At 68.8% G+C, this 25,208-nt stretch carries 23 protein-coding genes; 14 read left to right on the forward strand and 9 right to left on the reverse strand.

The genetic code is table 11. From position 1 onward, the window contains the following. The coding region (locus H5J26_RS05245; protein ID WP_181764504.1) for an RNA polymerase sigma factor at positions 1-1,017 on the forward strand (1,017 nt) is incomplete at its 5' end. Positions 1,018-1,074: 57 nt separating this feature from the next. Here H5J26_RS05245 and H5J26_RS05250 read toward each other — a convergent pair. The 3 genes from H5J26_RS05250 to H5J26_RS05260 form a co-directional block, all read right to left on the reverse strand. Then, on the reverse strand, positions 1,075-1,470 hold the full coding sequence (locus H5J26_RS05250; protein WP_181764505.1) for a nitroreductase/quinone reductase family protein: 396 nt from the start codon (positions 1,468-1,470) through the stop codon (positions 1,075-1,077). Between the two features lie 332 nt (positions 1,471-1,802). Beyond that, the gene (locus H5J26_RS05255; RefSeq protein ID WP_309237784.1) at positions 1,803-2,078 is read right to left on the reverse strand and encodes an ANTAR domain-containing protein; all 276 of its coding nucleotides are present in this window, start codon (positions 2,076-2,078) and stop codon (positions 1,803-1,805) included. Between the two features lie 143 nt (positions 2,079-2,221). Continuing rightward, positions 2,222-2,761 carry a flavoprotein gene (locus H5J26_RS05260; protein WP_181764506.1) on the reverse strand — a complete coding sequence of 180 codons (540 nt, stop codon included), beginning with the start codon at positions 2,759-2,761 and terminating at the stop codon, positions 2,222-2,224. A gap of 1,190 nt (positions 2,762-3,951) precedes the next feature. On the opposite strand from H5J26_RS05260, the gene H5J26_RS05265 reads away from it, so the two are divergent. The 5 genes from H5J26_RS05265 to H5J26_RS05285 are packed head-to-tail and all read left to right on the forward strand — an operon-like array spanning position 3,952 to position 8,161. Beyond that, positions 3,952-5,256: an ATP-binding protein gene (locus H5J26_RS05265; protein ID WP_181764507.1), complete on the forward strand. Its 1,305-nt coding sequence runs from the start codon at positions 3,952-3,954 to the stop codon at positions 5,254-5,256. Continuing rightward, entirely contained in the window at positions 5,253-5,657 is a 405-nt protein-coding gene (locus H5J26_RS05270; protein ID WP_181764508.1) for a roadblock/LC7 domain-containing protein, read from the forward strand. Before H5J26_RS05265 ends, H5J26_RS05270 begins: the two co-directional genes overlap by 4 nt. After that, positions 5,654-6,043: a DUF742 domain-containing protein gene (locus H5J26_RS05275; protein ID WP_181764509.1), complete on the forward strand. Its 390-nt coding sequence runs from the start codon at positions 5,654-5,656 to the stop codon at positions 6,041-6,043. Before H5J26_RS05270 ends, H5J26_RS05275 begins: the two co-directional genes overlap by 4 nt. Next, a complete protein-coding gene (locus H5J26_RS05280; protein ID WP_181764510.1) occupies positions 6,024-6,617 on the forward strand; it encodes a GTP-binding protein in 594 nt (197 codons plus the stop codon). The genes H5J26_RS05275 and H5J26_RS05280 overlap by 20 nt, the downstream gene beginning before the upstream one ends. After that, positions 6,614-8,161, forward strand: a complete 1,548-nt coding sequence (locus tag H5J26_RS05285; RefSeq protein WP_181764511.1) for a cytochrome P450 — start codon at positions 6,614-6,616, stop codon at positions 8,159-8,161. Before H5J26_RS05280 ends, H5J26_RS05285 begins: the two co-directional genes overlap by 4 nt. A gap of 63 nt (positions 8,162-8,224) precedes the next feature. Here H5J26_RS05285 and H5J26_RS05290 read toward each other — a convergent pair whose 3' ends face one another. Further along, complete coding sequence (locus H5J26_RS05290; RefSeq protein WP_181764512.1) at positions 8,225-8,608, reverse strand: VOC family protein; 384 nt, start codon at positions 8,606-8,608, stop codon at positions 8,225-8,227. Positions 8,609-9,041: 433 nt separating this feature from the next. Here H5J26_RS05290 and katG point away from each other — a divergent pair, with 433 nt between their 5' ends. From katG to H5J26_RS05310, 4 genes are all read left to right on the forward strand, one after another. Then, positions 9,042-11,273: a catalase/peroxidase HPI gene (gene katG, locus H5J26_RS05295; protein WP_181764513.1), complete on the forward strand. Its 2,232-nt coding sequence runs from the start codon at positions 9,042-9,044 to the stop codon at positions 11,271-11,273. Positions 11,274-11,377: 104 nt separating this feature from the next. Further along, complete coding sequence (locus H5J26_RS05300) at positions 11,378-12,373, forward strand: aldo/keto reductase (protein ID WP_181764514.1); 996 nt, start codon at positions 11,378-11,380, stop codon at positions 12,371-12,373. 675 nt (positions 12,374-13,048) lie between these two features. Next, complete coding sequence (locus H5J26_RS05305) at positions 13,049-13,507, forward strand: lamin tail domain-containing protein (RefSeq protein WP_181764515.1); 459 nt, start codon at positions 13,049-13,051, stop codon at positions 13,505-13,507. A gap of 248 nt (positions 13,508-13,755) precedes the next feature. Beyond that, complete coding sequence (locus H5J26_RS05310) at positions 13,756-17,130, forward strand: pyruvate carboxylase (protein ID WP_181764542.1); 3,375 nt, start codon at positions 13,756-13,758, stop codon at positions 17,128-17,130. 198 nt (positions 17,131-17,328) lie between these two features. Here the strand turns inward: H5J26_RS05310 and H5J26_RS05315 are convergent, their stop codons facing one another. After that, a complete protein-coding gene (locus tag H5J26_RS05315) occupies positions 17,329-17,571 on the reverse strand; it encodes a hypothetical protein (RefSeq protein WP_210771025.1) in 243 nt (80 codons plus the stop codon). Positions 17,572-17,779: 208 nt separating this feature from the next. Between H5J26_RS05315 and H5J26_RS05320 the strand changes: the two genes are divergently transcribed. The 4 genes from H5J26_RS05320 (at position 17,780) to H5J26_RS05335 (ending at position 21,079) form a co-directional block, all read left to right on the forward strand. Beyond that, a complete protein-coding gene (locus tag H5J26_RS05320) occupies positions 17,780-18,223 on the forward strand; it encodes a hypothetical protein (protein WP_181764516.1) in 444 nt (147 codons plus the stop codon). Between the two features lie 177 nt (positions 18,224-18,400). Beyond that, complete coding sequence (locus H5J26_RS05325) at positions 18,401-18,793, forward strand: PPOX class F420-dependent oxidoreductase (protein WP_181764517.1); 393 nt, start codon at positions 18,401-18,403, stop codon at positions 18,791-18,793. 396 nt (positions 18,794-19,189) lie between these two features. Next, positions 19,190-20,344: an abortive phage infection protein gene (locus H5J26_RS05330; protein WP_181764518.1), complete on the forward strand. Its 1,155-nt coding sequence runs from the start codon at positions 19,190-19,192 to the stop codon at positions 20,342-20,344. A 57-nt stretch (positions 20,345-20,401) separates the two neighbouring features. Continuing rightward, complete coding sequence (locus H5J26_RS05335; RefSeq protein WP_181764519.1) at positions 20,402-21,079, forward strand: TIGR00266 family protein; 678 nt, start codon at positions 20,402-20,404, stop codon at positions 21,077-21,079. A gap of 207 nt (positions 21,080-21,286) precedes the next feature. On the opposite strand, the gene H5J26_RS05340 is transcribed toward H5J26_RS05335, so the two are convergent. The 4 genes from H5J26_RS05340 to H5J26_RS05355 form a co-directional block, all read right to left on the reverse strand. Next, complete coding sequence (locus H5J26_RS05340) at positions 21,287-22,723, reverse strand: glycosyltransferase 87 family protein (protein WP_181764520.1); 1,437 nt, start codon at positions 22,721-22,723, stop codon at positions 21,287-21,289. Positions 22,724-22,908: 185 nt separating this feature from the next. Further along, positions 22,909-23,853: an ABC transporter permease gene (locus tag H5J26_RS05345; protein ID WP_181764521.1), complete on the reverse strand. Its 945-nt coding sequence runs from the start codon at positions 23,851-23,853 to the stop codon at positions 22,909-22,911. Next, positions 23,850-24,791, reverse strand: coding sequence for an ABC transporter ATP-binding protein (locus H5J26_RS05350; protein ID WP_181764522.1), 942 nt, complete (start codon positions 24,789-24,791; stop codon positions 23,850-23,852). The genes H5J26_RS05345 and H5J26_RS05350 overlap by 4 nt, the downstream gene beginning before the upstream one ends. Continuing rightward, positions 24,788-25,192: a GntR family transcriptional regulator gene (locus H5J26_RS05355; protein WP_309237785.1), complete on the reverse strand. Its 405-nt coding sequence runs from the start codon at positions 25,190-25,192 to the stop codon at positions 24,788-24,790. Before H5J26_RS05355 ends, H5J26_RS05350 begins: the two co-directional genes overlap by 4 nt. Positions 25,193-25,208: the final 16 nt, after the last annotated feature.

A 25,208-nucleotide genomic window follows, 5' to 3' on the forward strand; every position in this document is an offset into this window, starting at 1 on the left:
GTCGGGGCGGCCAAGCTGCGGGAGGCGGCAGTGCTGGCACGTGACGAAGGGCCCCACGACCCCACGGACGAAGACGGAAGCGGGGTGCGGGACGACCGGCTGCGCCTGATGTTCACCTGCTGCCACCCCGCCCTTCCGATCGAAGCCCGGGTGGCTCTGACACTGCGTACGCTCGCAGGGCTCACCGCCCCCGAGATCGCCCGTGCCTTCCTCGTGCCCGAGACGACGATGGCCCAGCGGCTCGTGCGGGCAAAGCGGAAGATCCGCAACGCCGGAATCCCCTACCGGGTGCCGCCCGCGCACCTGCTGCCCGAACGCACCACGGGCGTGCTGGGCGTGATCTACCTGCTCTTCAACGAGGGATACGCGGCCAGCTCCGGCGACCATCTGGTGCGCGCGAACCTCTGCGCGGAAGCCGTACGACTGGCGCGTGTGCTGGCACGACTCATGCCGGACGAGCCCGAGGTGCTCGGACTGCTCGCGCTCCTGCTGCTGCACGACGCCCGGCGCGGGACGCGGGTGGACGAGACCGGCGAGCTGGTCACTCTGGAGGACCAGGACCGCGGCGCGTGGGACCGTGCAGCGATCGAGGAGGGGACGACCCTGCTGGAGTCTGCGCTGCGCCGCAGGCGTCCCGGCCCGTACCAGATCCAGGCCGCCATCGCGGCGTGCCACACCACCGCGGCCACCGCCGCGGAGACGGACTGGGCCGAGATCGCAGCCCTCTACGGGGAGTTGGCGCGCTACGTGCCCTCGGCGGTGGTGCAGCTGAACCGCGCCGTGGCGGTGGGCATGTCCCAGGGCACGGAGGCGGGGCTGGCGCTCGTCTCGGAACTGGAGCTGCAGGGAGACCTGGACGGGTACCACCTGCTGCCGGCAACCCGTGCTGATCTGCTGCGCCGTGCCGGAAGCACCCAGGAAGCCGCGGCGTCGTACAGCCGGGCTCTGGAACTGGTGGAGAACGAGGCGGAGCGGCGCTTCCTCGAAAGGCGGCTCGCTGAGTGCCGATCCGCCTAGAGGCCGTTCGTCGGTGGGGCGTCAGAGCCCACGGCCGCATGTGCCCGGTGAGCCGTGTCAGTCGGTGAGGTCGACCCTCACGGTCAGCAGCCCTGCGCCGAGCGCCCTGACCGCGAGGCTGTTGAGCCGCGGCAGAGACTTCAGCCGTGCACGAGCGTCGTCCTGCGGCATCAGATGGGCCGTGCCCGCATGCCAGCGTCCTTTGATCCGGACCCGGACCTGCGGATGTGCCTTGATGTTCCGTACGTACTGCGACTGCTCGCCGTACTCGGAGACCAGCCAGAACTCGTCTCCGACGCGGCGGCCACCGACCGGAGTCCGTCGTGGCTGCCCGGAGTTGCGCCCCACCGTCTCCAGAAGTGTCTGAGTCGGCAGACGGGAGAGGAGCGGATTGCCGATGCGCCTCTGGAACGACGTGACGGTCCGGTACTTGAGTTCGTCGTGACGCGCCATCCGTGATCGCCCTTCTGCTGCTGGTGCGCCGCGGTCGTCGGCTCAGGCTTCAGACCGGTCGCCTTCCCGCCTCGGCGTCAGGAGCCGAGCTCAAGCATCCCACCGTCACCGGAACGGGTGGGAGAGCGACGGCTCCCAGGCGGACGCAACGGACCCCGGAGGGACACTCGATGGGGGGAGTGGTGCAAGTCGTGGTGTAGGAGCCGCAGTCGTGGTTACCCGACTGCATGCCTCACGGCTTTGGATATGAGGTAGTGGGGAAGTACCTGCCGGTCGGCCGCGGACGACAGGTGGGTGCGGGCTACAGCGGGCACGGTGAGCGGAGGATGAGCTCATTGCTTCCCGATATTGCGCAGCTGCGACTTGACTGCGGCGCGGATCGAGTCGGCCATGGGGTCACCCTGGGTGGCTGCGGTGACCTGCTCGGCGACGATGTGAAGTTTGGTGTTGGTGTGCTGTGACGCCGCCTGCAGCACGTCCCACGCCTCCTGTGGGGTGCAGCCGTGGGAGGCCATCAGTACACCGTGGGCCTGGTCGATGACAGGCCTTGTCTCCATGGCCTGACGCAGCTGCTCGAGTTCCGTCTCCGGCTTCTCAGCCCCGCTCACGGTTTCTCCCCTTCGGTGTGCAGTCAGGAAGTCGGCTCGGTTGACGATGATGCCTCGACCAGAGGATATAGCCGAGGGTGATTTCCTACACCCAGGCGTCGGGACGCCCGGCTGGGCGCCCGCACGGTTTCCTACCCCGCGGGTTACCCCGCGAGTGACCGCGCGGCATCGAGCGCCAGATGCCACGGATACGCTGTCCGGTCTCCCTCACCTGGCGGGCTGGGGCGGAAGCCGCCCTCGCCGTACAGGACCCGCACGCCGGCCGAACGCAAGGTCTCGACGCTCCGGCCGAACTGCGGATGAGTGGCGTAGGCGCTGTTGACGTACGGCATCATCGCCAGCGGCCACCCCATGCCGATCGCTTCGGCCACATAACCGGTCACGAAGTTCGGGGTGAGCCCCAGGGCTGACGAGTTGACGGTGTTCAACGTCGCCGGCGCCACGATCGCCGCGTCCGCATGTGGCCACACCTCGCGGTCCTCGGGGGACCGCGGTGCGCTGCGCACGGGGTTGCCCGTCTGCTCTTCAAGGGTGGGCAGTTGGTCCTCGAGCCAGCCGGCCGCGGTCGGTGTCAGTCCGACGCAGACGGACCATCCGTCCGACCTTGCGCGCTGGACGGCACCGGCGAGGTCGAGCACGGGCGGCGCAGCGCAGCCGAACAGGTACAGCACACGAGAGGTCATGGGGACATCCCACACCTCTTGCGCCCCTGCGCCGCGCACCGCTCCGGGACGGGACGGCGGCGACGATGCCGGAGGCGTCGAGGTCGGACCGCGGACGATTCGAGTGGCACGACCACGTAAGGGTGTCGCGGTGAGGCCGAAGGGTAGGCGCACTCCCAGGTGGGCGGTGCTCCGTCGCCGTTGTTCTCGACACAGGGAGGCGCCATGCCCGGTCTGATGGCACGGATCAAGGAGTTCAGCCGTAGTCCGCAAGGTCGACGGGCGATCGAGTCGGCCCGGCGTGCTGCTTCAGACCCCAGGAAGCAGGCTCAGGCCCGCAAGCTCCTCGGCCGCCTGCGCGGACGCCGGTGACCTGACCTTTCTCATGGGACCGGTGACCTGACCTTCCGCAAGGGGAGGGCCCCGCCGACGCGACCGGCAAGGCAGCGTTCAACGAGACGTCGCGGCACGGAAGTCGGCGTGCGTCCCGGTTCGCGGAGCAGAGGCGCCGTCGCCGCCGTTCGTGGCGGTTTCGGCACCGCAGGCCGCAACGGCGCACGGGTGGGACCGAGTTCATATCGGTCCCGCCCATTTTGCGATGTCCGTAGCGCCGGTGGCGCAGTCGCGCATTTGCGGACATGCCTTGCTTTACACCCGGCTTTCTTCAGCCAGTCGGCAACCGCGAGCGTTTCCGGAGGAAATGCGGAGCAGCTGACTCGTCCTCATGCGAGGCGCCCCCGACCACGTGATTCGGCGTCCTGCCACAAGGCCGGCACCGCCTCACAAGTCTCCGGGCACGATTCTGTCAACTGTCTTGAATTCGAAGAGGGCTGACGTATCTTGGCCTATCACCGGAGCCGTCCGACGCTTGACCACGCAGTTCATCAACGAATGGGCACAGGTCCCGGCCTGTCCGTCTTGAACGGAGCCCTGATGATTCCGACCACCCGCGACCAGTGGGGGCAGGCCTACCGCGCAGTTCTTCCATGCCCGAGCGAATCGGGCCGTTCGGGCACAAGCTGGAACCGTGCGCCGGTGAGCAACTGCCGCTCCGGCACGAGGAGTTCCGGCCGCCCGGAACCGTCCGCAGCCCCCTGGCCGGTACGCACGGGGGCACTCGGGACGGCGCGGCCGCTCGCACCGGATCCGGCCCGTGAACTGCCCTCCGCCTCCTCTCCCCGGCCACCTTGCTCATTCCCGAGGATCTGATCATGCGCACTACGGACGCAGCCTTCTGGCTCATGCTGACCTTGGCCCTGGCCACGATCACCGCCGGGATCACGGCACTTCGGTACCGCGGCCTCGCGCTCCGCAACGCCGAGCGCATCAACTCCCTTGAAAAGGCCGTCCGCATGCGCGACGAGGAGGCCCTCCACCTCGTCGACGAGCGGCTTCCGGCGTTGACGGAGGCCCGCCGGCACGACCAGCGCACACAGATCCCCGATCCGCTGCACGAACGCCTCGCGGGCACGGAGTTCGCGGACACCCACGATGCCGTCCTGGAGATGTTCGGCTACGCGAGTGAGACCGCTGAACAGGCCGCGGAAGGCCTGCTGTTGGCCGTCGCACGGAAGCTCCAGGGGCTGGCCAACGGCCAGCAGCTGAAGATCACCGAGATGACCGAGCGGCACGACGATCCCGTCTTCCTCGAGGATCTGATGCAGCTCGACCACACCAATGCGCAGATCCTCCGCCGGGCCGTCGGCATGGCCGTGGTCTGCCGGGCATGGCCGGGCCGTCAGCACAACGCGACGTCGCTGCACGACATCGTGCGCGGCGCGATCGGGCGGATCCTGGACTACAAGCGCGTCCACATCGTGCGTATCGAGGACACCCGAGCGGTGACGGGCCGCGTGGTGGAGCCTCTGGTCATGACGGTGGCGGAGCTGCTGGAGAACGCGACCCGCTCCTCGCATCCGCAGACTCCCGTACAGGTCCATGTGCAGCTCACCCACAGCGGGTTGGCCTTCGTGATCGAGGACGCCGGCGTGGGCCTGAACGCCGCCGAGCGGGAGAAGGCCGCGCATCTGCTGAACGACGACTCGCTCGGGATCGCGGGCCTGGGAGATCCGCCCCGTTTCGGGTTGGCCGCCTGTGGTGCGCTGGCGCGGCGGTACGGCTTCTCGGTCTCGGTCGACACCGCTTCGGCGTTCGGTGGTGTACGGGCCGTGGTGAACCTGCCCAGGTCGCTTCTGACCGACCCGGTCGAGACGGCGACTGCCCCGGCGATGGCGTCGTCCGCAACGGGGGCTGCCGGCGCGGGAGTTGACACGGGCGACTCGGGTGCACGGGAAGTGACCACGGCGAACGGTTTGCCCAAGCGGACGCGGCAACAGCCTGTGGGGCGTGTCGAGGAGACCGGTTCACCGGGCACGGCCGCCGAAGCCCCCAAGGCTCAAAAGGCCGCGGAGCGGACGCCCAGCCAGGCGGCGGCATCGATCGGTGCGTTCCAGCGCGCAGGCCGGGAGGCGGCTGAGCGTCTTCGTCCTTCGAGTGAGGGGACTCAGGAGTCATGACCCAGAACGCGGATGCATGGATGCTCAACCAGGTGCTGGACCAGCCCGAGGTGTACGACGCCATCCTCATCACCGCCGACGGTCTGGTGAAGGCCTTCACCCCGGGGCTGGACCAGGACCAGGCCGACAGCATCGCCGCTGCGCTGGCCGGCGTGCAGTCCACCAGCAGTGCCACCGCGATGTTCTGCCGTGCTCCGGCCGACTCGTGGAGACAGAGCATGGTCGAGTTCGACGGCGGATTCGTGGTCACGATCCGCGCTCACGACTCCACGTTCCTGTCCGTGGCGACCTCGGGGGCGGCCGACGTGGGGCAGGTGGCCTACCGCATGCATGAGGTCGTGGCTCAGCTGGGGCGGGAGATGGGTGCGGAGCTGCGCGAGGACGCAGGCAGCAGCGCATGACTCACCGTCAGCGGCGTGATCTGGTGAGATCGTTCGTGCTGACGGGCGGGCGGGCCCAGCCCACCTCGAACGCGGACAGCTTGGACGTGGTCACGATGGTGACCGCGGTCCCCGGCAAGCCGGTCACCGGCCTGCAGCCCGAACAGCAGGCGATGATCGACCTGTGCCGCGGGGGCTACCTGTCGGTCGTGGAGGTTGCCGGCCATCTCGGACAGCCGCTCACCATCACCCGGATTCTGATAGGCGACCTTCTCGAATTCGGCCTGCTGAAGACGAAATCGTCCCGGATGGACCCCGCAACTTCCCCGGCCACCGGCGCGACCACTCCCGACCCTGATCATCTCCGTATCCTGGAGAGGATGCTGCATGGCCTCCAGGCTCTCTGACGGGATCTACGTCCGCGACACCGTGCAGATCACCGCGAAACTCATGGTGGTGGGCCCGTTCGGCGTCGGCAAGACCACTCTCATCGGGGCTGTCAGCGAGATCGACCCGCTGCGTACCGAGGAGTTGATGACGCGGGACAGCGTCCCGGTGGACGACGTCACCGGCGTTCCTGAAAAGCGGTCGACTACTGTCGCGCTCGATTTCGGGCGGCTGACTCTCGCTGATGATTTCGCGCTGTACCTCTTCGGTACGCCGGGGCAGCAGCGTTTCACGCAGATCTGGGAGGACCTGTGCCGCGGCGCCTACGGTGCGTTGGTGCTGGCCGATTCCCGGTCGCTGGCAGAGTCGTTCGAGGCTCTGAGTCTGGTCGAGAAGTCCGCACTGCCTTACATCGTTGCGCTCAACAGCTTTCCGGACACACCGGATTACCCCGAGGCGGAATTGCGCGAAGCCCTCGATCTGGACGAGGCGACGCCCCTCATCGTGTGCGACGCGAGGGACCGCGAGTCCGCGAAGAACGCCCTCATCGCGCTAGTCCAGCACCTGTATGCCGACCATCAGGAATCGTCGTGACTACTTCTCCCGACCCCAACCCCGAACAGGGACCCGCCACCGACACCGATTTCGGCCCGGACGACATGCCCGACCCGGATTCCGGGGCGGAGTCGGAGGGTTGCCCGTTCCAGCCGCATCGGCCGGGAACGGCGCCGACTGCGCATCTGCCGAAGTTGCACGGCGACGATTTCGCCACGGATCCGAACGCCACGTATGACTGGCTGCGTGCGCAGGGCGGTCCAGTGCACCCGGTGGAGCTGGCTCCGGGTGTGGAATCGCTTCTGGTGGTCGGATACCAGGCGGCTCTGGAGGTGCTGCGCAGCCCGTATTTCAGCAAGGACGCCCACCGCTGGGAGGCCCTGGAGGCCGGCCATGTGCCCTCCGACAGCCCGATCCTGCCGATCATGGGCCCGCGGAAAAGCCTGTGGTTCGCAGACGGTCAGGAGCACCTGCGGCTGCGTACTCCCGTCGACCACGCGCTGGGCGGAATCGACCCGCGCAAGCTGCGGGCGTGCGTCCAGCGCAGTGCCGTCCAGCTGATCGAGGAATTCGCTCCGGACGGCAAGGCGGATCTGGTCTCGCAGTACGCCGGGCGAATTCCGATGATGGTCCTCACACAGCTCTTCGGCTGCCCCGACCATCTCAACGGCCGTATTTCCGCCGCATTCCTGCAGATGGTCAACGGCGTCGACCCCGCCGCCGCACAGGACGGCCTGAAGGACCTGGTCGCCTGTCTCACCGAACTGATCGAGATCAAGCGCCGGACACCGGGCGACGATGTCACCTCGCGGCTGCTCGAGCGTTCCGCCGACGTCTCCCAGGAAGAGCTCATCGATCAGCTGGTGGTCATCACGGGCGCCGGCCAGGTGCCCGGTACGGCCTGGATCTCGACAGCCATCATGATGCTGCTCTCCGACGACCGCTTCGCCGGCGACCTGACCGGGGGCAGCCTGACCGTCAGCGACGCCCTCAACGAGGTGCTGTGGCTGCACGCACCGCACTCGAACTACTCGTTCGTGTACGCCATCGAGGACTACCTGCTGCGCGACCCCGAGACCGGAACGCAGACCCGCATCCCACCCGGCGTCCCGGTGACCATCAGCCACGCCGCGGCGAACCTGGACCCCTCTCTGCCCACCAGCCAGTCCCAGCGGGCGGCGAACACCGCACACCTCGCCTTCAGCGCCGGCCCGCACGCCTGCCCGGCACAGGATGTCGCCACGATCATCGCCGAGGTCGCCATCGAGGTGCTTCTGGACCGGTTGCCCGAGGTCGAACTGGCAGTGCCAGCAGAGGAGTTGACATGGCGCCCCGGCCCGTTCATCCGGGCCTTGACGGACCTGCCCGTCCGGTTCACCGCCACCCCGGTTGCCGGCGCTCCGACGGGACCGTCCAGCGCGACCGCAGATGCCTCCGCGGTGCCTGCGGGCCAGACTTCCGGACAGGGGCCGGACTCAGAGGGAAGTGAGCCGGCCGCCGCGACGCCTCCGCGACGCCGGTGGAGCTTCGCCGGATCCCGACGGGGCCGCGGTTCGTCCTGGGCTCCGTCCCCGCCTTGGTGAGTTCAGGTGTCAACGAGTGGCTGTGATCTGCCACATGGAACCGGTCAGGCCGGCGCGTGAGCGTCAGGAGTTCATGGCGGCCCGGTCGGCCTCACTGCGCAGGACGCAGAATTCGTTGCCTTCGGGATCAGCGAGGATCGCCCATCCTGAACCGTCGGGATTCCGGTGATCGGCGACGAAGGCGGCACCGAGGCCCAGCAGCCGGTCCACCTCCTGGTCGCGCGAGGTCTCAGGGCGCAGGCACAGATGGATCCGGTTCTTGATCGTCTTCGCCTCGGGCACCTGGTTGAAGTGCAGCACCGGGCCCTCCGCCAGCAGCACCTGAGTCTCCTGGGCGCCCGGTCCGTCCTCCGGATGCAGCGGACGGCCGGTCACGCTGCTCCAGAACCGGGCAAGCTCGTAGGCATCCGCACAGTCAATCGCCACGTTCTGCAACACCGAGACCATGCGCGAGAGCCTTCCTGATCTCCACACCGGACGCCACCGAGTTGCGATCCTTCTCTCACAGCTCAGGCCTCTGGCCGGCACGTTCGGAAACACGTCCCAGGTCCGAGGCCGCAACGTACCGAGCTCTCGGCCGCTTTGAGCTGGTGAGCAGTGAGCACGCGGGCGCCAGGCCTGCGGGGACGGATGCGGTTGAAGAGAGCGCATGCCAAGGTGTTGCTCCGGAACGCTTCGGGGCGCATGAGCGTTCTGCGAAGCAGTGGGGCCGACGAGGTCGAGAGTCGGCACGCGAAGCCGTCCGCCGCGGCTGCCCCGGTTCTCCGACGGCCATGTTTCGCCTGGGACTAGGTTGTGGTGGTCTATGGGGGGCTTGTGCCCGGCTGCTCCGCCGTATCTAGTCTCTGATCAACCCCTGATCCGCTTGGAAGGATTTCCCGTGTCTGAGAACCACGATGCCGTCGTCGAAGAGGCGAGCTCGGGAAGTGGAGGTGGCTGCCCGGTCGCGCACGGCCGCGCCCCGCACCCGACCCAGGGAGGCGGGAACCGCGGCTGGTGGCCGAACCGCCTCAACCTGAAGATCCTCGCCAAGAACACCGCGGTGGCCAACCCGATGAACGAGGAGTTCGACTACGGGGAGGCCTTCAAGACCCTTGATCTTCCCGCCGTGAAGCAGGACATCGCGGGGGTGCTCACCGACTCGCAGGCCTGGTGGCCCGCCGACTTCGGGCACTACGGCCCGTTCATGATCCGGATGGCGTGGCACAGCGCGGGCACCTACCGCATCAGCGACGGCCGCGGTGGTGCAGGGGCCGGACAGCAGCGCTTCGCGCCGCTCAACAGCTGGCCGGACAACGGGAACCTGGACAAGGCCCGCCGCCTGCTGTGGCCCGTGAAGAAGAAGTACGGCCAGAAGCTGTCCTGGGCCGACCTGATGGTCCTCGCCGGCAATGTCGCCCTGGAGCAGATGGGCTTCGAGACGTTCGGCTTCGCCGGTGGCCGCCCGGACGTCTGGGAGCCCGACGAGGACGTCTACTGGGGCCCTGAGTCCACCTGGCTCGGCGACGAGCGCTACAGCGGCGAGCGGGAGCTCGAGGCTCCGCTGGCCGCCGTCCAGATGGGCCTGATCTACGTCAACCCGGAGGGCCCCAACGGCAACCCGGACCCGATCGCCGCGGCCCGCGACATCCGCGAGACGTTCCGTCGCATGGCGATGAACGACGAGGAGACCGTCGCGCTGATCGCCGGCGGGCACACCTTCGGCAAGACCCACGGCGCGGCTCCCGACAGCCACCTCGGCCCCGAACCCGAGGCGGCTCCGCTGGAGTTGCAGGGTCTCGGCTGGAAGGGCACCCACGGCACCGGCAGCGCGGGCGACGCGATCACCAGCGGCCTCGAAGGCATCTGGACCAACACCCCGATCACGTGGGACAACAGCTTCTTCGAGATCCTCTTCGGCTACGAGTGGGAGCTGACCACCAGCCCCGCGGGCGCCAACCAGTGGCAGCCGAAGGACGGCGCCGGAGCGGGCACCGTCCCCGACGCCCACGACGGCTCGAAGAGTCACGCCCCGACGATGCTCACGACCGACCTCTCGCTCCGCATGGACCCGGTCTACGAACCGATCTCGCGGCGCTTCCTCGAGAACCCCGACCAGTTCGCGGACGCGTTCGCCCGTGCGTGGTTCAAGCTGACCCACCGCGACATGGGGCCGATCAACCGCTACCTCGGCCCTGAGGTGCCGAGCGAGACGCTGATCTGGCAGGACCCGGTCCCCGCCGTCGACCACGAACTCGTCGGTGCGGACGACGTGGCCGCTCTCAAGGGCAAGATCCTCGCCTCCGGGCTGTCGGTGTCCGAGCTGGTCGCCACCGCGTGGGCCGCCGCCTCCTCGTTCCGCGGCAGCGACAAGCGCGGCGGCGCCAACGGTGCCCGCATCCGCCTGGAACCGCAGAACCGCTGGGAGGTCAACAACCCCGACCAGCTCGCCACGGTGCTGGGCAAGTTGGAGACCGTCCAGGACGCCTTCAACTCGTCTCAGAGCGGAGGCAAGCGGATCTCGCTCGCCGACCTCATCGTCCTGGGTGGCTGTGCGGGCGTGGAGCAGGCCGCCAAGAAGGCCGGCTACGACATCGAGGTCCCCTTCACACCGGGACGCACGGACGCCTCGGCCGAGCAGACGGACGTGGAGTCCTTCGAGGCCCTCGAGCCGACTGCGGAAGGCTTCCGCAACTACCTGGGGAAGGGCAACGTCCTCCCGCCCGAGTACCTGCTCATCGACCGGGCGAACCTGCTCACCCTGAGCGCGCCCGAGATGACGGTGCTCGTCGGCGGCCTCCGCGTCCTGGATGCGAACTCCGACAGGTCGTCGCTCGGCGTGCTCACGGACAACCCCGGCTCGCTGACCAACGACTTCTTCGTGAACCTGCTCGACATGGGTACGCAGTGGGAGGCGACGTCCAAGGCCGCCGAGACCTACGAGGGCCGTGACACCGTCACGGGCGAGGTCAAGTGGACCGGCAGCCGCGTCGACCTCCTCTTCGGCTCGAACTCCGAGCTGCGCGCGCTCGCGGAGGTCTACGCGTGCGACGACGCGGGTGAGAAGTTCGCGCGCGACTTCGTCGCCGCGTGGGACAAGGTCATGAACCTCGACCGGTTCGACCTGGCCTGAGCACGGACGTCCAGGCCGGCCCGCAGCGGCCGGCCTGGACGTCTTCAGGCTTCGATCAGCACCGCCACGGCCATGCCGAGGCCGCACGCAGGGGGAGAGGCGAGTTGAAGTTCCGTCCGCTGGGCTCTCCGGCTGCACGGGTGTCCTCGATCGGACTCGGCTGCATGGGCATGTCCATCGCCTACGGAGCCGCCGACGAGAAGGAAAGCCTGCGCACGTTGGACCGTGCCGCGGAATTGGGCGTCGACCTTCTCGACACGGCAGACGTGTACGGCGTCGGCGCCAACGAGGCTCTGATCGGTCGTTGGTTGAGCAGCCGCGACCGCGACACGGTGTTTGTCTCCACCAAGTTCGGCCTGAAGCGCAGCGCCGCCACCGGCAGGGTGGACGAGGTCGACACGTCGGCCGCATACGTCCCGGTCGCCTGCGAGGCGTCGCTGACGCGGCTCAAGTCCGAGCACATCGACCTGTACTACATGCATCGTCGTGATCCCGCCGTCCCCATCGAGGACTCGGTCGGCGCCATGGCCGCACTCGTCGAGGCGGGGAAGGTCCGCTTCCTCGGCCTGTCCGAGGTCAGCCCGCAGACCCTGCGCCGCGCCCACGCCGTGCACCCCGTCGCCGCGATCCAGCTCGAGTACTCGCTGTTCACCAGGGACGTGGTGGAGGGCGAGATGCTCGCCACCTGCCGTGAACTCGGTGTCGCCGTCGTGGCGTACTCACCGCTCGGCCGGGGCATGCTCGGCGGTGCGCTGCGCTCCCGAGAGGCACTGTCCGAGGAGGACAACCGTCGACGCTGGCCGCGTTTCGCCCCCGAGAACATCGCCGGCAACCTCGCGCTGGTGGAGGCCGTGAGGAACGTCGCCGGTGAGATCGGCTGCTCGCCGGCGCAGGCGGCCTTGGCCTGGCTCCTCGCCCAGGGCCCGGACGTCCTTCCCATCCCCGGCACCAAACGCAGGCGGTACCTGGAGGAGAACGTCGAAGCAGCCGAGGTGATTCTGAGCGACGAGCAGGTGTCCCGCTTGCGCGACGCGGTGCCGACCGATGCCGTGGCCGGTGGACGCTACCCCGACCAGGCGCTCACCCGGCTCGGCCACTGAACAGCGTGAACGGGCTCGCTCTCCGCAGCGACGGCCCGCCTGCGACATCGGGGACGCAGGAGAGCCGGGTTCTCACTTGGATTCGATCCGCCCCAAGGGCGCGGTGCTTTCCGACAAGTCCTTCTGCACTTGTGCCAACGTCGAGTGGGCCGCTGCGCAGGTCTGCGACAGCGTGACTGCTGTTGACGCTCAAGTCCTCGCCAACCTCCGCTGCGGGACGGGTCCATCGCGGCACGCGCCGCTCAGCGATGGACCAGCCCTCGCAACGAAGAAGGCCAGGAGCGCGACCTGGGGCTCTTCGCTGGAGCGAGTGACGTGAATCGAACCCGGTGCGCTGAGCTGCGGAATCACCATTTCCCGAGCCGCAGTTGGCCTGGCATTCTGCGGATCCGCCGCTGATGGCGCTCTCGCCGCTTCCTTCAACGGCCCCTGTCGACCTGGCGAACGTCCTACGGACACATGTGCGCCTCGCCTCCACCGCAAGGACCGCGTGAGTCCGCCCTCCGAAAGCCACCAGTAGATCTCGGATTTGTCCGCATTCCGTAATACGTCCTCGTGTGCGGCTTTTTTGCGAAGATCGCCCGCCACATTGAGGGGCCTCGGCACTCGGCCGGGATCCGATCGCACCGGCCGGCCAAGTCCGGCCGTGTGTGCACGACTTCGAGGAGACACCACATGTCTGCTTCTCGTCCGCTCCGTTTCGCGGCAACGCTTCTCGCTTCTGCCGCCCTCCTGGGTGCGGCGGCGCTGCCGGCGACGGCCGCCGACTACCCGGACGCCTACCGCTCGGCGGTGGTGATCGGACAGGTGCAGTACGACAGCCCTGGCTGGGACAACGGCACCAACCGCAGCCTGAACGCGGAATGGGTCGAGGTGCGCAACACCAGCCGCCACGCGGTGAGCCTGACCGGCTACACCCTCAGCGACAGTGACGGGAACCGCTACCGCTTCCAGCGCACGTGGCTGCGCGGCCACGACTCGATCCTGGTCCACACCGGTATCGGCCGCGACAACGACCGCGACGTCTACCAGGACCGCCGCAACTACGTGTGGGACAACAACGACGCGGCCACCCTCCGCGACGACCGCGGCCGCTGGATCGACACCAGGTCCTGGGGCCGTCACCACCGCTGACCGGCGGCGCGACACCTGGATCTGAGCTCTGCGGCCAGACCTGCGCTCCGTGGCCGAATCCCGGCCGCGGAGCGCAGTGCTGTTCGAAGGGCGGCCGCTCCGCGGCGAACAGCGGGATCCGGAAGGCATCACCCCGCCCGGCACCGTCTCCACCCCACCTCAGCGGTGGTCCGTGTCCAGCTTTCGCGCCTTAGGCATTAGCGTTGCCGACACTTGCTTCCCCCATGGAAGACGGAGAGGGATCGGACATGTTCCGCAAGGTGTTGGTTGCGAACCGTGGTGAGATCGCCATCCGCGCGTTCCGCGCCGGCTACGAACTGGGCGCACGTACCGTTGCGGTCTTCCCGCACGAAGACCGCAACTCGCTGCACCGGTTGAAGGCCGACGAAGCCTATGAGATCGGCGAGCCCGGACATCCGGTGCGGGCGTATCTCTCGGTGGAGGAGATCGTCGAGGCGGCACGCACGGCGGGCGCGGACGCCGTCTACCCGGGGTACGGCTTCCTGTCCGAGAACCCCGATCTGGCCCATGCCTGTGAGGACGCGGGGATCACGTTCGTCGGCCCCTCCGCGGAGATCCTGGCGCTGACCGGCAACAAGGCTCGCGCGGTGGCCGCCGCTCGGGATGCCGGTGTGCCGGTCCTCGGGTCCTCCGAACCGTCCGCCGATGTGGACGAGCTGGTACGGGCTGCGGAGGACGTCGGTTTCCCGCTGTTCGTCAAGGCCGTCGCCGGCGGCGGCGGGCGCGGCATGCGGCGGGTCGAGGACCCCGGGGTGCTGCGCGAATCCATCGAAACCGCGGCGCGCGAGGCCGAGTCGGCATTCGGGGACTCGACCGTCTTCCTGGAGAAGGCCGTGGTCGAACCCCGTCACATCGAGGTGCAGATCCTCGCCGACGGTGCGGGCGAAGTGATGCATCTCTACGAGCGGGACTGTTCCGTGCAGCGCCGCCACCAGAAGGTGGTCGAGCTCGCCCCCGCCCCGAACCTCGACCCGGAGCTGCGCGACCGGATCTGCCAGGACGCGGTGAAGTTCGCCCGTCAGATCGGCTACCGCAACGCAGGGACGGTGGAGTTCCTGCTCGACCGCGACGGCCGGCACGTCTTCATCGAGATGAACCCGCGCATTCAAGTCGAGCACACGGTGACCGAGGAGGTCACCGATGTCGACCTCGTACAGGCCCAGTTGCGCATCGCCGCCGGCGAGACGCTGGCCGACCTCGGACTGTCGCAGGAGTCCGTCTACCTGCGCGGCGCCGCACTGCAGTGCCGCATCACCACCGAGGACCCGGCCAACGACTTCCGCCCCGACACCGGCACGATCAGTGCCTACCGCTCACCGGGCGGCACCGGGATCCGGCTCGACGGCGGCACCACCCACGCCGGCACGGCGATCAGCGCGCACTTCGACTCGATGCTCGTCAAACTCACCTGCCGCGGCCGGGACTTCGAGACCGCCATCGGCCGCGCCCGGCGCGCCGCAGCCGAGTTCCGCATCCGAGGCGTGGCCACGAACATCCCGTTCCTGCAGGCCGTCCTCGACGACCCGGACTTCCGTGCCGGCCGGATCACCACATCCTTCATCGAGCAACGGCCGCACCTGCTGACCGCACGGCCGTCCGCCGACCGCGGCTCGAGGCTGCTCACGTACCTCGCCGACGTCACGGTGAACAAGCCCAACGGCGAGCGGCCCCAGCTGAGCGACCCGGCCACCAAACTGCCGGGCCTGCCTGAGACCGAGCCGCCCGCCGGCTCCAAGCAGAAGCTCACCGAGGTGGGACCGGAGGGCTTCGCCCGGTGGCTGCGCGAATCGCCGACCATCGGCGTCACCGACACCACCTTGCGGGACGCGCACCAGTCGCTGCTCGCCACACGCGTGCGTACGAAGGACATGCTCGCCGTGGCCCCGGTGATGGCACACACCGTGCCGCAGCTGCTGTCCCTGGAATGCTGGGGCGGGGCCACCTACGACGTCGCACTGCGCTTCCTCGCCGAGGATCCCTGGGAGCGCCTGGCCCAACTGCGCGAAGCGGTACCCAACATCTGCCTGCAGATGCTGCTGCGCGGACGCAACACCGTGGGCTACACGCCGTACCCCACCGAAGTCACCAGTGCCTTCGTCGAAGAGGCCGCGGCCACCGGCATCGACATCTTCCGCATCTTCGACGCGCTCAACGACGTCGAGCAGATGCGGCCCGCCATCGAGGCCGTCCGCGAAACCGGATCCGCGATCGCCGAGGTCTCGCTGTGCTACACGTCCGACCTCACGGATCCGTCGGAGAACCTGTACACCCTCGACTACTACCTCAGGCTGGCCGAACAGGCCGTGGACGCCGGCGCACACGTGCTGGCGGTCAAGGACATGGCCGGCCTTCTGCGCGCACCCGCAGCGACGCGTCTCGTCACCGCGCTGCGCAGGGAGTTCGACCTGCCCGTCCACATCCACACCCACGACACCGCGGGCGGCCAGCTGGCGACCTATCTCGCGGCGATCCAGGCGGGTGCCGACGCGGTGGACGGGGCGGTGGCCTCCATGGCGGGCACCACGTCTCAGCCGTCGCTCTCGGCGATCGTGGCCGCCACCGACCACTCCGACCGTCCGACAGGGCTCGACCTGCGGGCGATCGGTGATCTGGAGCCGTACTGGGAGAGCGTCCGCAAGATTTACGCGCCCTTCGAGGCGGGCCTGACGTCACCGACCGGACGGGTCTACCACCACGAGATCCCCGGCGGGCAGCTGTCCAACCTGCGCACGCAGGCGATCGCCCTGGGCCTGGGCGACCGCTTCGAGGACATCGAAGCGATGTACGAAGCGGCCGACAAGATCCTCGGACGCCTCGTGAAGGTCACCCCCTCGTCCAAGGTGGTCGGCGACCTTGCGCTGCACCTGGTCGGAGCCGGGGTGTCGCCGGAGGACTTCGAGGCCGAGCCGAACACCATCGACATCCCGGACTCCGTCATCGGCTTCCTGCGCGGCGAGTTGGGCAATCCGCCCGGCGGGTGGCCGGAGCCGTTCCGTACCAAGGCGCTGGAGGGCCGCGCCGCCGCGAAGCCGGTGGAGGAACTGTCCGCCGAGGACCGCGAAGGGCTGGAGAAGGACCGCCAAGCGACGCTGAACCGGCTGCTGTTCCCCGGACCCACGAAGGACTTCGAGGCGCACCGCGAGGCTTACGGCGACACCAGCGTGTTGGAGAGCCGGGACTTCTTCTACGGCCTCCGCCCGGGCAAGGAGTACGCGGTCGACCTCGAACCCGGCGTTCGGCTGCTCATCGAACTCGAAGCGGTCGGCGAGGCCGACGAACGGGGCATGCGCACCGTCATGTCGACCCTGAACGGCCAACTGCGGCCGATCCAGGTGCGGGACGCTTCCGTGGCGTCCGATGTCCCGCCCACGGAGAAGGCGGACCGGTCCAACGCAGGGCATGTCGCGGCCCCGTTCGCCGGTGTCGTCACGCTCGCGGTCACTGAGGGCGACACCGTCGAGGCGGGTGCCACCGTGGCCACCATCGAGGCGATGAAGATGGAAGCCGCCATCACCGCTTCGAAGGACGGGACGGTCTCGCGCCTGGCCGTCGCCCCCATCCAGCAGGTGGAAGGCGGCGACCTCCTCATCGAACTCGCCTGAACGCAACCGCGGTTCCGCCGAGCGCCGGGTCGGACATGCTCCAGAACCGGCGCGCGGCGGGCAGCGGCCGCCGGAGGGCTTGTGTGCCTCCAGTCGCGGCACCGGCTGCCGAGGGCGCGCGTGCTCAGCCCGGTCACGGCAGTCGTCCAGGGAGGACGACGCCACCAAGTGGCGGACGGAGAGCGGGCGTTCGAGAGGTCAGACGTGAGTCACCGGGCCGTGGCGCCGGTGGAACGACCGACGCAGAGCCGAGCCCATCAGGGCCGCGGATATCAGTCCGGGGCCACAGTGCACGGCCAGGACGCCGATCAGGCTGGGACCGCCCCAGTCGTGGCGGTACGTCGACGGATCAGACATGTCGATGACGAACGGCTCCGCGATCCCGCGGACGATCAGGTAAGCCCCGAGCACCGTCCCGACAACCATGGCGAGCCTCTTCATGGGCGCCTCCTCTGCTTGATCGAGACTAGGGAGCGCGGTCATGGCCCGGCCATGGTGAATGCCTCCGTCTTCCGTGGGGGCTGTCCCCACCATGGCGGGCAGGGGCCGTCGGCCCTGTGTCGTCGGCCCGAGGGGGTGTTGCCGGCGGACGGTCTCTGAGAGGTGCCCCGACCCGGCGCCGACCGGACGCCTGGATTAGCCTCACGCCATGGACCCGGAATTGGAGTTCAGCGCGAGGGCGGTTGCGCTGAAGTGCGACGAGAAGCCCTTCCCCGTCATCGGGATGCGTCCACGGCACACAGCCGTCCAGGAAAGCGGCCTCCTCGACCCGCTCTCCCCGTTCGAGCAGGTGCTCCTGGAAGTCGGCTTCGAGCCGCTGAAGGATTTCAGCAGGTTCCAGATGGTGCCTCATCCCGACTGGACCGTCCGGCTTCCGCTCGACGGCACGTACGAGATCGACTTCAAGGGGCAGACCCACATCGTGGGCACGCGCTCAACACCGCGCGAGTGGTGCGAGATGGTCCGGGAGACGGGCACCGCCCTCCTGGTCTTCCAGCGCGGCGAGGCCGGCCAAGTCAACGGCGTTGAAGTGCTGGAGGCCCTCGCGTCCGGCAACACCTTCGCAGTCGGTGCCCAGCTGACCGGAGAATAGCGGCGCTTGGCGTCTCGAAAGACCGGGCTGACCTCCTGGGACGCCTCGCGGCCGGGGCATGCGGGCCTCGGACGTTCCCGGCCGCGTACGGTCCTGTCATCGGTCCCGGCTCACGGGGCCAGGGACACGACCGCACGATGCAGAACACCGACCCGCGTTCTGAGCCGGGAGAGCGTCATGGAACTCAACGAAGAACTGCGCGGTCTGCTGCGTGAGCCCGGCATCTGCTACCTGACCACCCTGATGCCCGACGGTTCGCCGCAGGTGACCCAGGTCTGGGTCGATACCGACGGCGAGCACGTTCTCATCAACAGCGTGCAGGGCCACGTGAAGACCAAGAACATCGCGCGGGACCCGCGGGTGGCACTCGCCGTCTTCCACCCGGACAACCCCACCCGCTACTTCCAGGTGCGCGGCCGGGTGGTCGAGGCGACGACGAAGGGCGCGAGGGAGCACATCGAAACGCTCGCCTCGAAGTACCTCGGTGCGCCGTATCCCTGGTACGGAGGGCGTGACGAGGTTCGCGTCCTCTTCGTCATCGAGCCGGTGAGCATCAGCAGCATGGGGTGATTGCCTGTGCGCCGCCTCGCGAGGCCGGCCCCGCTCGCGGTTGCGACCCTGCGAGGTTCGAGGAGCTGGGGCAGTGCACCGCCCGTCTTCTCGCTGCGTCCGGCCCCGCCGTGAACGGCCTGAGTGCTCCTGCTGGTGCCGCAGGACGACCTCGGCTTTCCGACACGATCTGCGGAGCCGCGCTGACCGCGCCCCAACACGTCGTGGCGGGGCCGCCTTTCTGGCACCCCCGACGGGACGTACGCCGGAAGTCGTGTCGTCCGACGCAGATCTCATTCCGCCGTCTCAGTGGCCGTGACCCGGAGGATGACGACCCGGTGTACCTCCGCTCAGCACACTGAGGGACGTCGCGGACCGGCGAGCTACCGGCACCGGGCGGACACGAGGGGGAGAAGCGTGCACGGCGAGGGACTCAATCGGGCGCAGTTTCTGACCAGCGCGGCGGCCATCGGAGTCGCGGGGGCGACAGGGGCGCTCGCGGCAGGCGGCAGGGCCGAAGCGGCAACGACGACGGACGGCCCGACGGTGCGCAGTGGCGGGGCTCGAACCGGTCTGAGATATCGCGGCGTCTGCTACGAGGTCGCGGACGGCGAGACCCCGCACACCGGCTGGAACGCCGTCCGCATGCGCGAGGACATGCGAGTCATCAAGGAAGACCTGCACGCCAGTTCGGTCTCGGTCTTCGGTGACGGCATCAGCCGCCTCAAGGCCACGTCCTCCGAGGCGGCAGAGCGTGGGCTGCACGTCTGGCTCCAGCCCCGGCTGGCGGACGTGCCGCAGGCCGACATCCTCGATCACCTCGCCGAGACCGGCAGGCACGCGGAAAGTCTGCGGCGGCAGGGCGCCCGTGTGCACTTGAGCGTCGGCTGTGAGTTCGTGCTGTTCGTCCCGGGGATCGTGCCGGGCGAAACCGCATTGGAGCGGATCAAGAACCTGACCGAGGGCAACTACGACCCGCAGAAGATGATGCGTCGGCTGCGCTCCTTCATCGCCCGTGCCGCGGCTGTCGGCAGGTCCGTTTTCCGCGGGCGGATGACGTACGGCGCCGCGCAGGACGACGATGTCGACTGGGACCTCTTCGACATCGTCAGCGTCAACTACTACGCGAACTTCCGCAGCAAGGCCGACCATGTCCGCGAGCTCATGAAGTACGTGCGCAAGGGAAAACCCGTGGTGGTCTCCGAGTTCGGCACGTGCACCTACAAGGGCGCCCCGGAACAGGGCGGCATGGGCTGGGACGTCGTCGACTACGACAAGCCGGAGCCGGAGATCGTCGGCGCCCTGGTCCGCAGCGAACGGACCCAGGCGACGTACCTCTGCGACCTGCTCGACGTCTTCGAGTCGATGAACCTGTACGCAGCCCTGACGTACAACTTCGTCACACCTGACGCCCCGCACAGGATCAAGCCGCGATACGACCTGGACATGGCGAGCTACAGCATCGTGAAGCCGGTCTGGAGGACGCACGAGAAGCCCACCTCCGGATGGCACTGGGAGCCGAAGGAAGCGTTCCATGCGCTGGCCCGGCACTTCGCACGTGCGCGTTGCTGACCGGGACCGCCGCCGAAGACAGCTGTCAACACCTCTCCCACTGCAAGGAGTTGCACGATGCACGTCGAACTTCGTCACCAGCCGTCCTTCACCGTGGCACGCCTCGGTCTGTCGCCGGACGAGCGCTGCCAGGTCGAGTCGGGGGCGATGCACAGCATGAGCCCAGGTGTCGAGGTGCAGGCCCAGTCGCAGGGCGGGGTGATGAAGGGGCTCGGACGCGCATTCCTCGCCGGTGAGTCGATGTTCATCTCCACCTACACGGCCCTGTCGGAGGGAGGCTGGGTCGACGTGGCGCCGAGCCTTCCCGGCGACATGCAGGTGATCGACCTCGACGGAAGTACGGGATGGTGCATCACCCGCGGTTCCTGGATCGCTTCCTCCAGCGGTGTCCAACTCGACACCAAGTGGGGCGGCTTCGGGAACCTGCTCGGTGGTGAGGGGGGCTTCCTGAGCCACGCGACGGGGCAGGGCCAGGTCCTGACCGCCTGCTACGGAGCGATGGAGACGGTCGAACTCCGGGACGGTGAAGCCGTCACCATCGACTCCGGTCATGTCGTCGCGTACGCCGACACGGTGCAGTGCAAGACCCGCAAGGTCGCGCAGGGTTGGATCCAGTCCGCCAAGAGCGGCGAGAACCTCGTCTTCGACTTCACCGGCCCGGGGCGCGTGCTCACACAGACCCGCAACCCCTCCGCGCTGTCCGTATGGGTGCGCTCCAAGGCTTCCAAGGGCTGAGCGCGCCGCACCTCACCACGGCAGGCAAAGCAGACGAGACGCGCTCGACCTGGTCACGAGGCCGGACGGCTCGCGCCCAGGCCGAGCGCACGGCTTGCGGAAAGGGTCTGCAGGACCGGAGTTCGGTGAAGGTTCGGCCGGGCTCAACTTCCGCCGGGCCGCTGCGTTTTCCGTAGGACCTCGGGCTTGTGGCCGGGGCCATGGGCGTCAGCGAGGGCGTCGGCCGGTGCGCACTGAGGTGGCCGACTCACGGACGACTCGCAGCGGCGAAGGCTGATGCTCGGTGCAGTCGCAACCCGCCGGAGTTCTCTTCTGTCCGTACCGAGCGTGACGGCATTCGCTCTGCGCGGCGCTGATGCAGGGCGGGCGAACCGGGCCACGTCGCCTGTCGGCGGAGAGCAGACGTCCGTACCGGCACGCTGTCGCGACGCGGACGGGCGCTGTTCCTTCATCGCCGGCGTACCGGCCCGTGATGCGGAACCAGCAGAAGAGCACGAGCGGGTAGATGACGTAACCGATCCTGGTCGCCGGCGCGAGCATCATGGCCAGGGTCAGCCCCAGCGCGATCCGGTCGGCGGCGGTCGAGGCGGTCCGAGGCGGGCGCACAAGGAGCGACGCGCCCATCAGGGCGGCGCTGACACCGAGGGCCGTCAGTGTGATGGCGGTGCCGTGCGGAACGTGCGTCGCCAGCAGGTGCCCCGGGAGCGGACTCGCGGCTGACGAGGGCACGTTCGCGAGCCCGAGCGGGTAGAGCACGAGGTGCTGGACGCAGGCCCGCGGATCGGTCAGGAGCACCGGAACGCAGACCAGAGCGAGAACGGCGGCCGCTGACGCAGCGCACCGCAGCACGGCCCTCCTCCCGCGGCGGGCCGCGAGCAGGACGAAGACCACCGGCAGGGCGGGCCAGGCCGTCCACTTCAGCGCGGCGGCAAGCCCCAAGGCGACGCCTGCACGCCCGTCGTCGCCCCTGCCGGCGTAGGCCAGCCCCAGACACATCAGCCCGATCACGGGCGGATCCACGCCACCGATCGCCAGGGGCAGCGCGACAGCGGGGCAGACCGCCATCAGCGTCACAGCGGAACGGGTGCGCCGGCCCGTACCGGCAACTCGTGCCGCGGCCACCATCGTCGCGACGAAGCACGCGGCGAACCACCAGCGCGGACCGACGAGGACTCCGGCGCCCGCCATGTCGCCGAACAGCGCGCTGGGCAGGCCGAACAGGGCCATCCCCGGAAGATAGGGATTGAAGTCGCTGACCTGACGGGGATCTACGACATAGGGATTGCCGGTGGACAGGAGCAGTTCACCCGCCCTCTCGATGACGCCGACCTCCATCTGTGCCTTTCCGAGCACGACCAGGTAGACCAACGGCAACGCGACTGCCCCGGCAACGGCGATGACCGCGGTCGCGGGCGCCCAACGTATGCGGGACCTCACCGAGACCAGCGCGGCGGCCCCGTAGGCGAGCGCGGCGCACACGCCCCATATCTGCTGGGGGACCCTCGGGGGAGACGAGACGGCGAGGAGCAGGGCCATCGCGGCGCACAGCGCCAGGCCCACCGGCTCCCACCATCGGCCCTTCCGCGTCCAACTGGCTCTGGCGGCCCCTGGTTCGGCGCGGTTCACAGGCGTCGTTGCTGTCATTGTCCCCTCGTTCGGTCGTGACGGATCGCCGGAACGGCGTTGGTCGGATGCCGGTCCGTTGAGTCGTTCAGGCTGGTGGTCGGTGGCGGTGCCCGATCAGGGCTGCGGAGTGGCCGCGAGCCGACGGCGTGCGTTACGCCTGACGTCGTCTCCGACACGTCGGTGGCAGCGGCGCGGTGCCGGCGTCAGGGCGTCCGGCGGCGAAGCAGCCAGTAGGCGGCCGCCACCGCCAGTGCTGCGAGCAGGAGGACGAAACCGGTCTCGACGAGCTGCACCGGCCAGTACAGGGACGCCGGCTTCGCGCCGAGACAGGCGTCGACGGAGTACTTGTGGTCGGACTGGTCCCACTGACAGCGCAGCGCCGCGAAGCCGAAGGGGCCCTCGCCCTTGTGGGTGCGGGTGACGACCGGCCAGATCTGGGTGCGCCAGGGGTTGAGGATCCAGGAGACGGTCCACGTGACCAGCCCCGCGATGGCGAGTGCGGGAAGCATGCTCCGGGTCAGGAAGCCGGCGAGGACGCCGACGGCCAGTCCGAGCAGAACGTAGGCGACGGTCGACGGGCCGTAGGTGAAGTAATAGTCCTGGATCTCGTAGCCGGCGGTGAGCATGTCGTGGGCGTCGGCCCAGTGGAGGAGCGTGCGGAAATGAAGGATGAGGATGCCGGCGCCGACCGTGAGGAAGACGGTGGGAACGGCGAGCTTCTCCATGAGCCAGCGAGTGGGTGTGATGGCCTGAGTCCACGCCAACTCCGCTGTTCCGTTCTCCAGTTCGCGGGCGATGAGTGCTCCACCGGCCCAGCCTGCGACGATCGGAGCGAGGTTCCGCAGGGCCGTGGCGACGTAGTCGAACGTGAACCAGAAGTCGAAGAGGGGGTCTGCTTCGCTCCCGTCCAACGGGAGCTCGTCGCAGCCCCGGAAACCGCGTGTGCCGCAGTTCTCCTGGAACTCCACGGCGCCTGTCCCGTACGGGCCGTAGCGCAGCCACAGCATGGCCACCGTCCCGATCACCACGAAGGCGATCCATATCCACATGGCCGAACGGTGAACGCGCAGCACTGCCCAGAGCCCGCGGCGGTCGGTGGCTGAACGGCCGGAGGCGTCCGTGCCCGGCCGGGTGGTGGTGCTGCTCATGCGGCGTTCTCCTGCGATCGCGTGCGCTGTGCGCTCTGGACGGATTCGGGTGTGGCGTCCTCGGTGAGGAGCGGCGGGGCCTCGGTGTTGGCTAGGTGGGCGAGGAGGACTTCCTCGACGGTGGGGCGCTCGGCCAGCCACTCGCCGACCGGTTCGCCGTGCGACCGCACCAGCGCGGTGCTGCCGCGGCCCACCGGACGCTGCTCGATCACCGTCTGCTGCGAGGTGTCGAGGGCGGCGGTGCCGGTGAGCAGCGTGTGCGCGGACATCACTTCCTCGATCTCACCGCCCAGCCGCAGACGGCCTCCGGCGACCAGGAAGAGGAAGTCGCAGGAGCTCTCGAGTTCGGCTATGACGTGCGAGGACATCACGATGGTCGTGCCCTGTTCGGTGGCGGCGGACATGAGCGCTCCCGTCAGCTGACGGCGCGCCAACGGGTCCAGGTCGGCCATGGGTTCATCGAGGAGCATCAACTCGGCCCGCTTGCCGAAGGCCAGGGCCAGGGCCACACGCGTGCGCTGTCCGCCGGAGAGAGTCCGGATCTTCGCGGCGGGGTCGAGGCCCTCGTCGCCGTACGCGATCCGTTCCGCAGCCTGCTGGTCCCACCGGCCGGCTGCGCGGTTGAGCACCGCGCCGTAGCGCAGAGTGTCGGCGACCGACAGGTGAGGGTGCAGCGGCTTGGACTGCGCGACGTAGGCCACGCGTTCACGGGCCTGGGCGGGAGTCCGTCCGAGCACGGTCACTTCGCCGGAAGTCGGCCGGAGCAGGCCTGCAGCGAGGCGGAGGAGAGTGGACTTGCCGGCTCCGTTCGGGCCGACGAGGGCACATATTCGGCCTTGCGGAAGTCTGAAGAAGCAGTCCTCTAGGACGGCCGCCCTCCGGCGTGAGTAGGACATGCCAAGTCCCGTCGCTTCCAGTGCGGCGGCGGTGTCGCTCATGAATTCTCCTGCGGGAAATGTTTGTTGAGGACGGAGTCGAAGAGGGCCGTCATGTCCTCCTGGTCCAGGCCGCCTTCGTGGGCGCGGGCCACCCAGTCCTCCAAGTCGGTCCGGTAGGGGGAGTCGAGGCTCGTGGTGGCGCCGAGTGAGGCCTGGACGAACGTGCCCAGGCCTCGGCGAGCCTCGACGAGCCCCTCGCGCTCGAGCTCGCGGTAAGCCTTCAAAACGGTGTTCGGGTTGATTGCGGTGGCCTCGACGACCTCACGAGCGGTCGGGAGCTTGTCGCCGGGTTGCAGCAGCCCGAGCCGCAGCGCCTGCTTGGTCTGCTGGACGATCTGCCAGTAGGTGGCGACGCCGCTGCGGCGGTCGATGCGGAACTGGATGGTTCCTGCTGCGGTCACGCACAGAACCCTTTCA

Source organism: Streptomyces albidus (ex Kaewkla and Franco 2022) (genome assembly GCF_013870515.1).
Taxonomy (GTDB): domain Bacteria; phylum Actinomycetota; class Actinomycetes; order Streptomycetales; family Streptomycetaceae; genus Streptomyces; species Streptomyces albidus.

Excerpts from the sequence above, each read along its gene's own strand:
- H5J26_RS05345 (WP_181764521.1), bottom strand. The coding sequence starts at position 23,853 with ATGAGCAGCACCACCACCCGGCCGGGCACGGACGCCTCCGGCCGTTCA.
- H5J26_RS05305 (WP_181764515.1), top strand. The coding sequence starts at position 13,049 with ATGTCTGCTTCTCGTCCGCTCCGTTTCGCGGCAACGCTTCTCGCTTCT.
- H5J26_RS05265 (WP_181764507.1), top strand. The coding sequence starts at position 3,952 with ATGCGCACTACGGACGCAGCCTTCTGGCTCATGCTGACCTTGGCCCTG.
- H5J26_RS05275 (WP_181764509.1), top strand. The coding sequence starts at position 5,654 with ATGACTCACCGTCAGCGGCGTGATCTGGTGAGATCGTTCGTGCTGACG.
- H5J26_RS05250 (WP_181764505.1), bottom strand. The coding sequence starts at position 1,470 with ATGGCGCGTCACGACGAACTCAAGTACCGGACCGTCACGTCGTTCCAG.
- H5J26_RS05280 (WP_181764510.1), top strand. The coding sequence starts at position 6,024 with ATGGCCTCCAGGCTCTCTGACGGGATCTACGTCCGCGACACCGTGCAG.
- H5J26_RS05320 (WP_181764516.1), top strand. The coding sequence starts at position 17,780 with ATGGACCCGGAATTGGAGTTCAGCGCGAGGGCGGTTGCGCTGAAGTGC.
- H5J26_RS05315 (WP_210771025.1), bottom strand. The coding sequence starts at position 17,571 with ATGAAGAGGCTCGCCATGGTTGTCGGGACGGTGCTCGGGGCTTACCTG.
- H5J26_RS05290 (WP_181764512.1), bottom strand. The coding sequence starts at position 8,608 with ATGGTCTCGGTGTTGCAGAACGTGGCGATTGACTGTGCGGATGCCTAC.
- H5J26_RS05335 (WP_181764519.1), top strand. The coding sequence starts at position 20,402 with ATGCACGTCGAACTTCGTCACCAGCCGTCCTTCACCGTGGCACGCCTC.
- H5J26_RS05260 (WP_181764506.1), bottom strand. The coding sequence starts at position 2,761 with ATGACCTCTCGTGTGCTGTACCTGTTCGGCTGCGCTGCGCCGCCCGTG.
- H5J26_RS05340 (WP_181764520.1), bottom strand. The coding sequence starts at position 22,723 with ATGACAGCAACGACGCCTGTGAACCGCGCCGAACCAGGGGCCGCCAGA.
- H5J26_RS05325 (WP_181764517.1), top strand. The coding sequence starts at position 18,401 with ATGGAACTCAACGAAGAACTGCGCGGTCTGCTGCGTGAGCCCGGCATC.
- H5J26_RS05270 (WP_181764508.1), top strand. The coding sequence starts at position 5,253 with ATGACCCAGAACGCGGATGCATGGATGCTCAACCAGGTGCTGGACCAG.
- H5J26_RS05310 (WP_181764542.1), top strand. The coding sequence starts at position 13,756 with ATGTTCCGCAAGGTGTTGGTTGCGAACCGTGGTGAGATCGCCATCCGC.
- H5J26_RS05350 (WP_181764522.1), bottom strand. The coding sequence starts at position 24,791 with ATGAGCGACACCGCCGCCGCACTGGAAGCGACGGGACTTGGCATGTCC.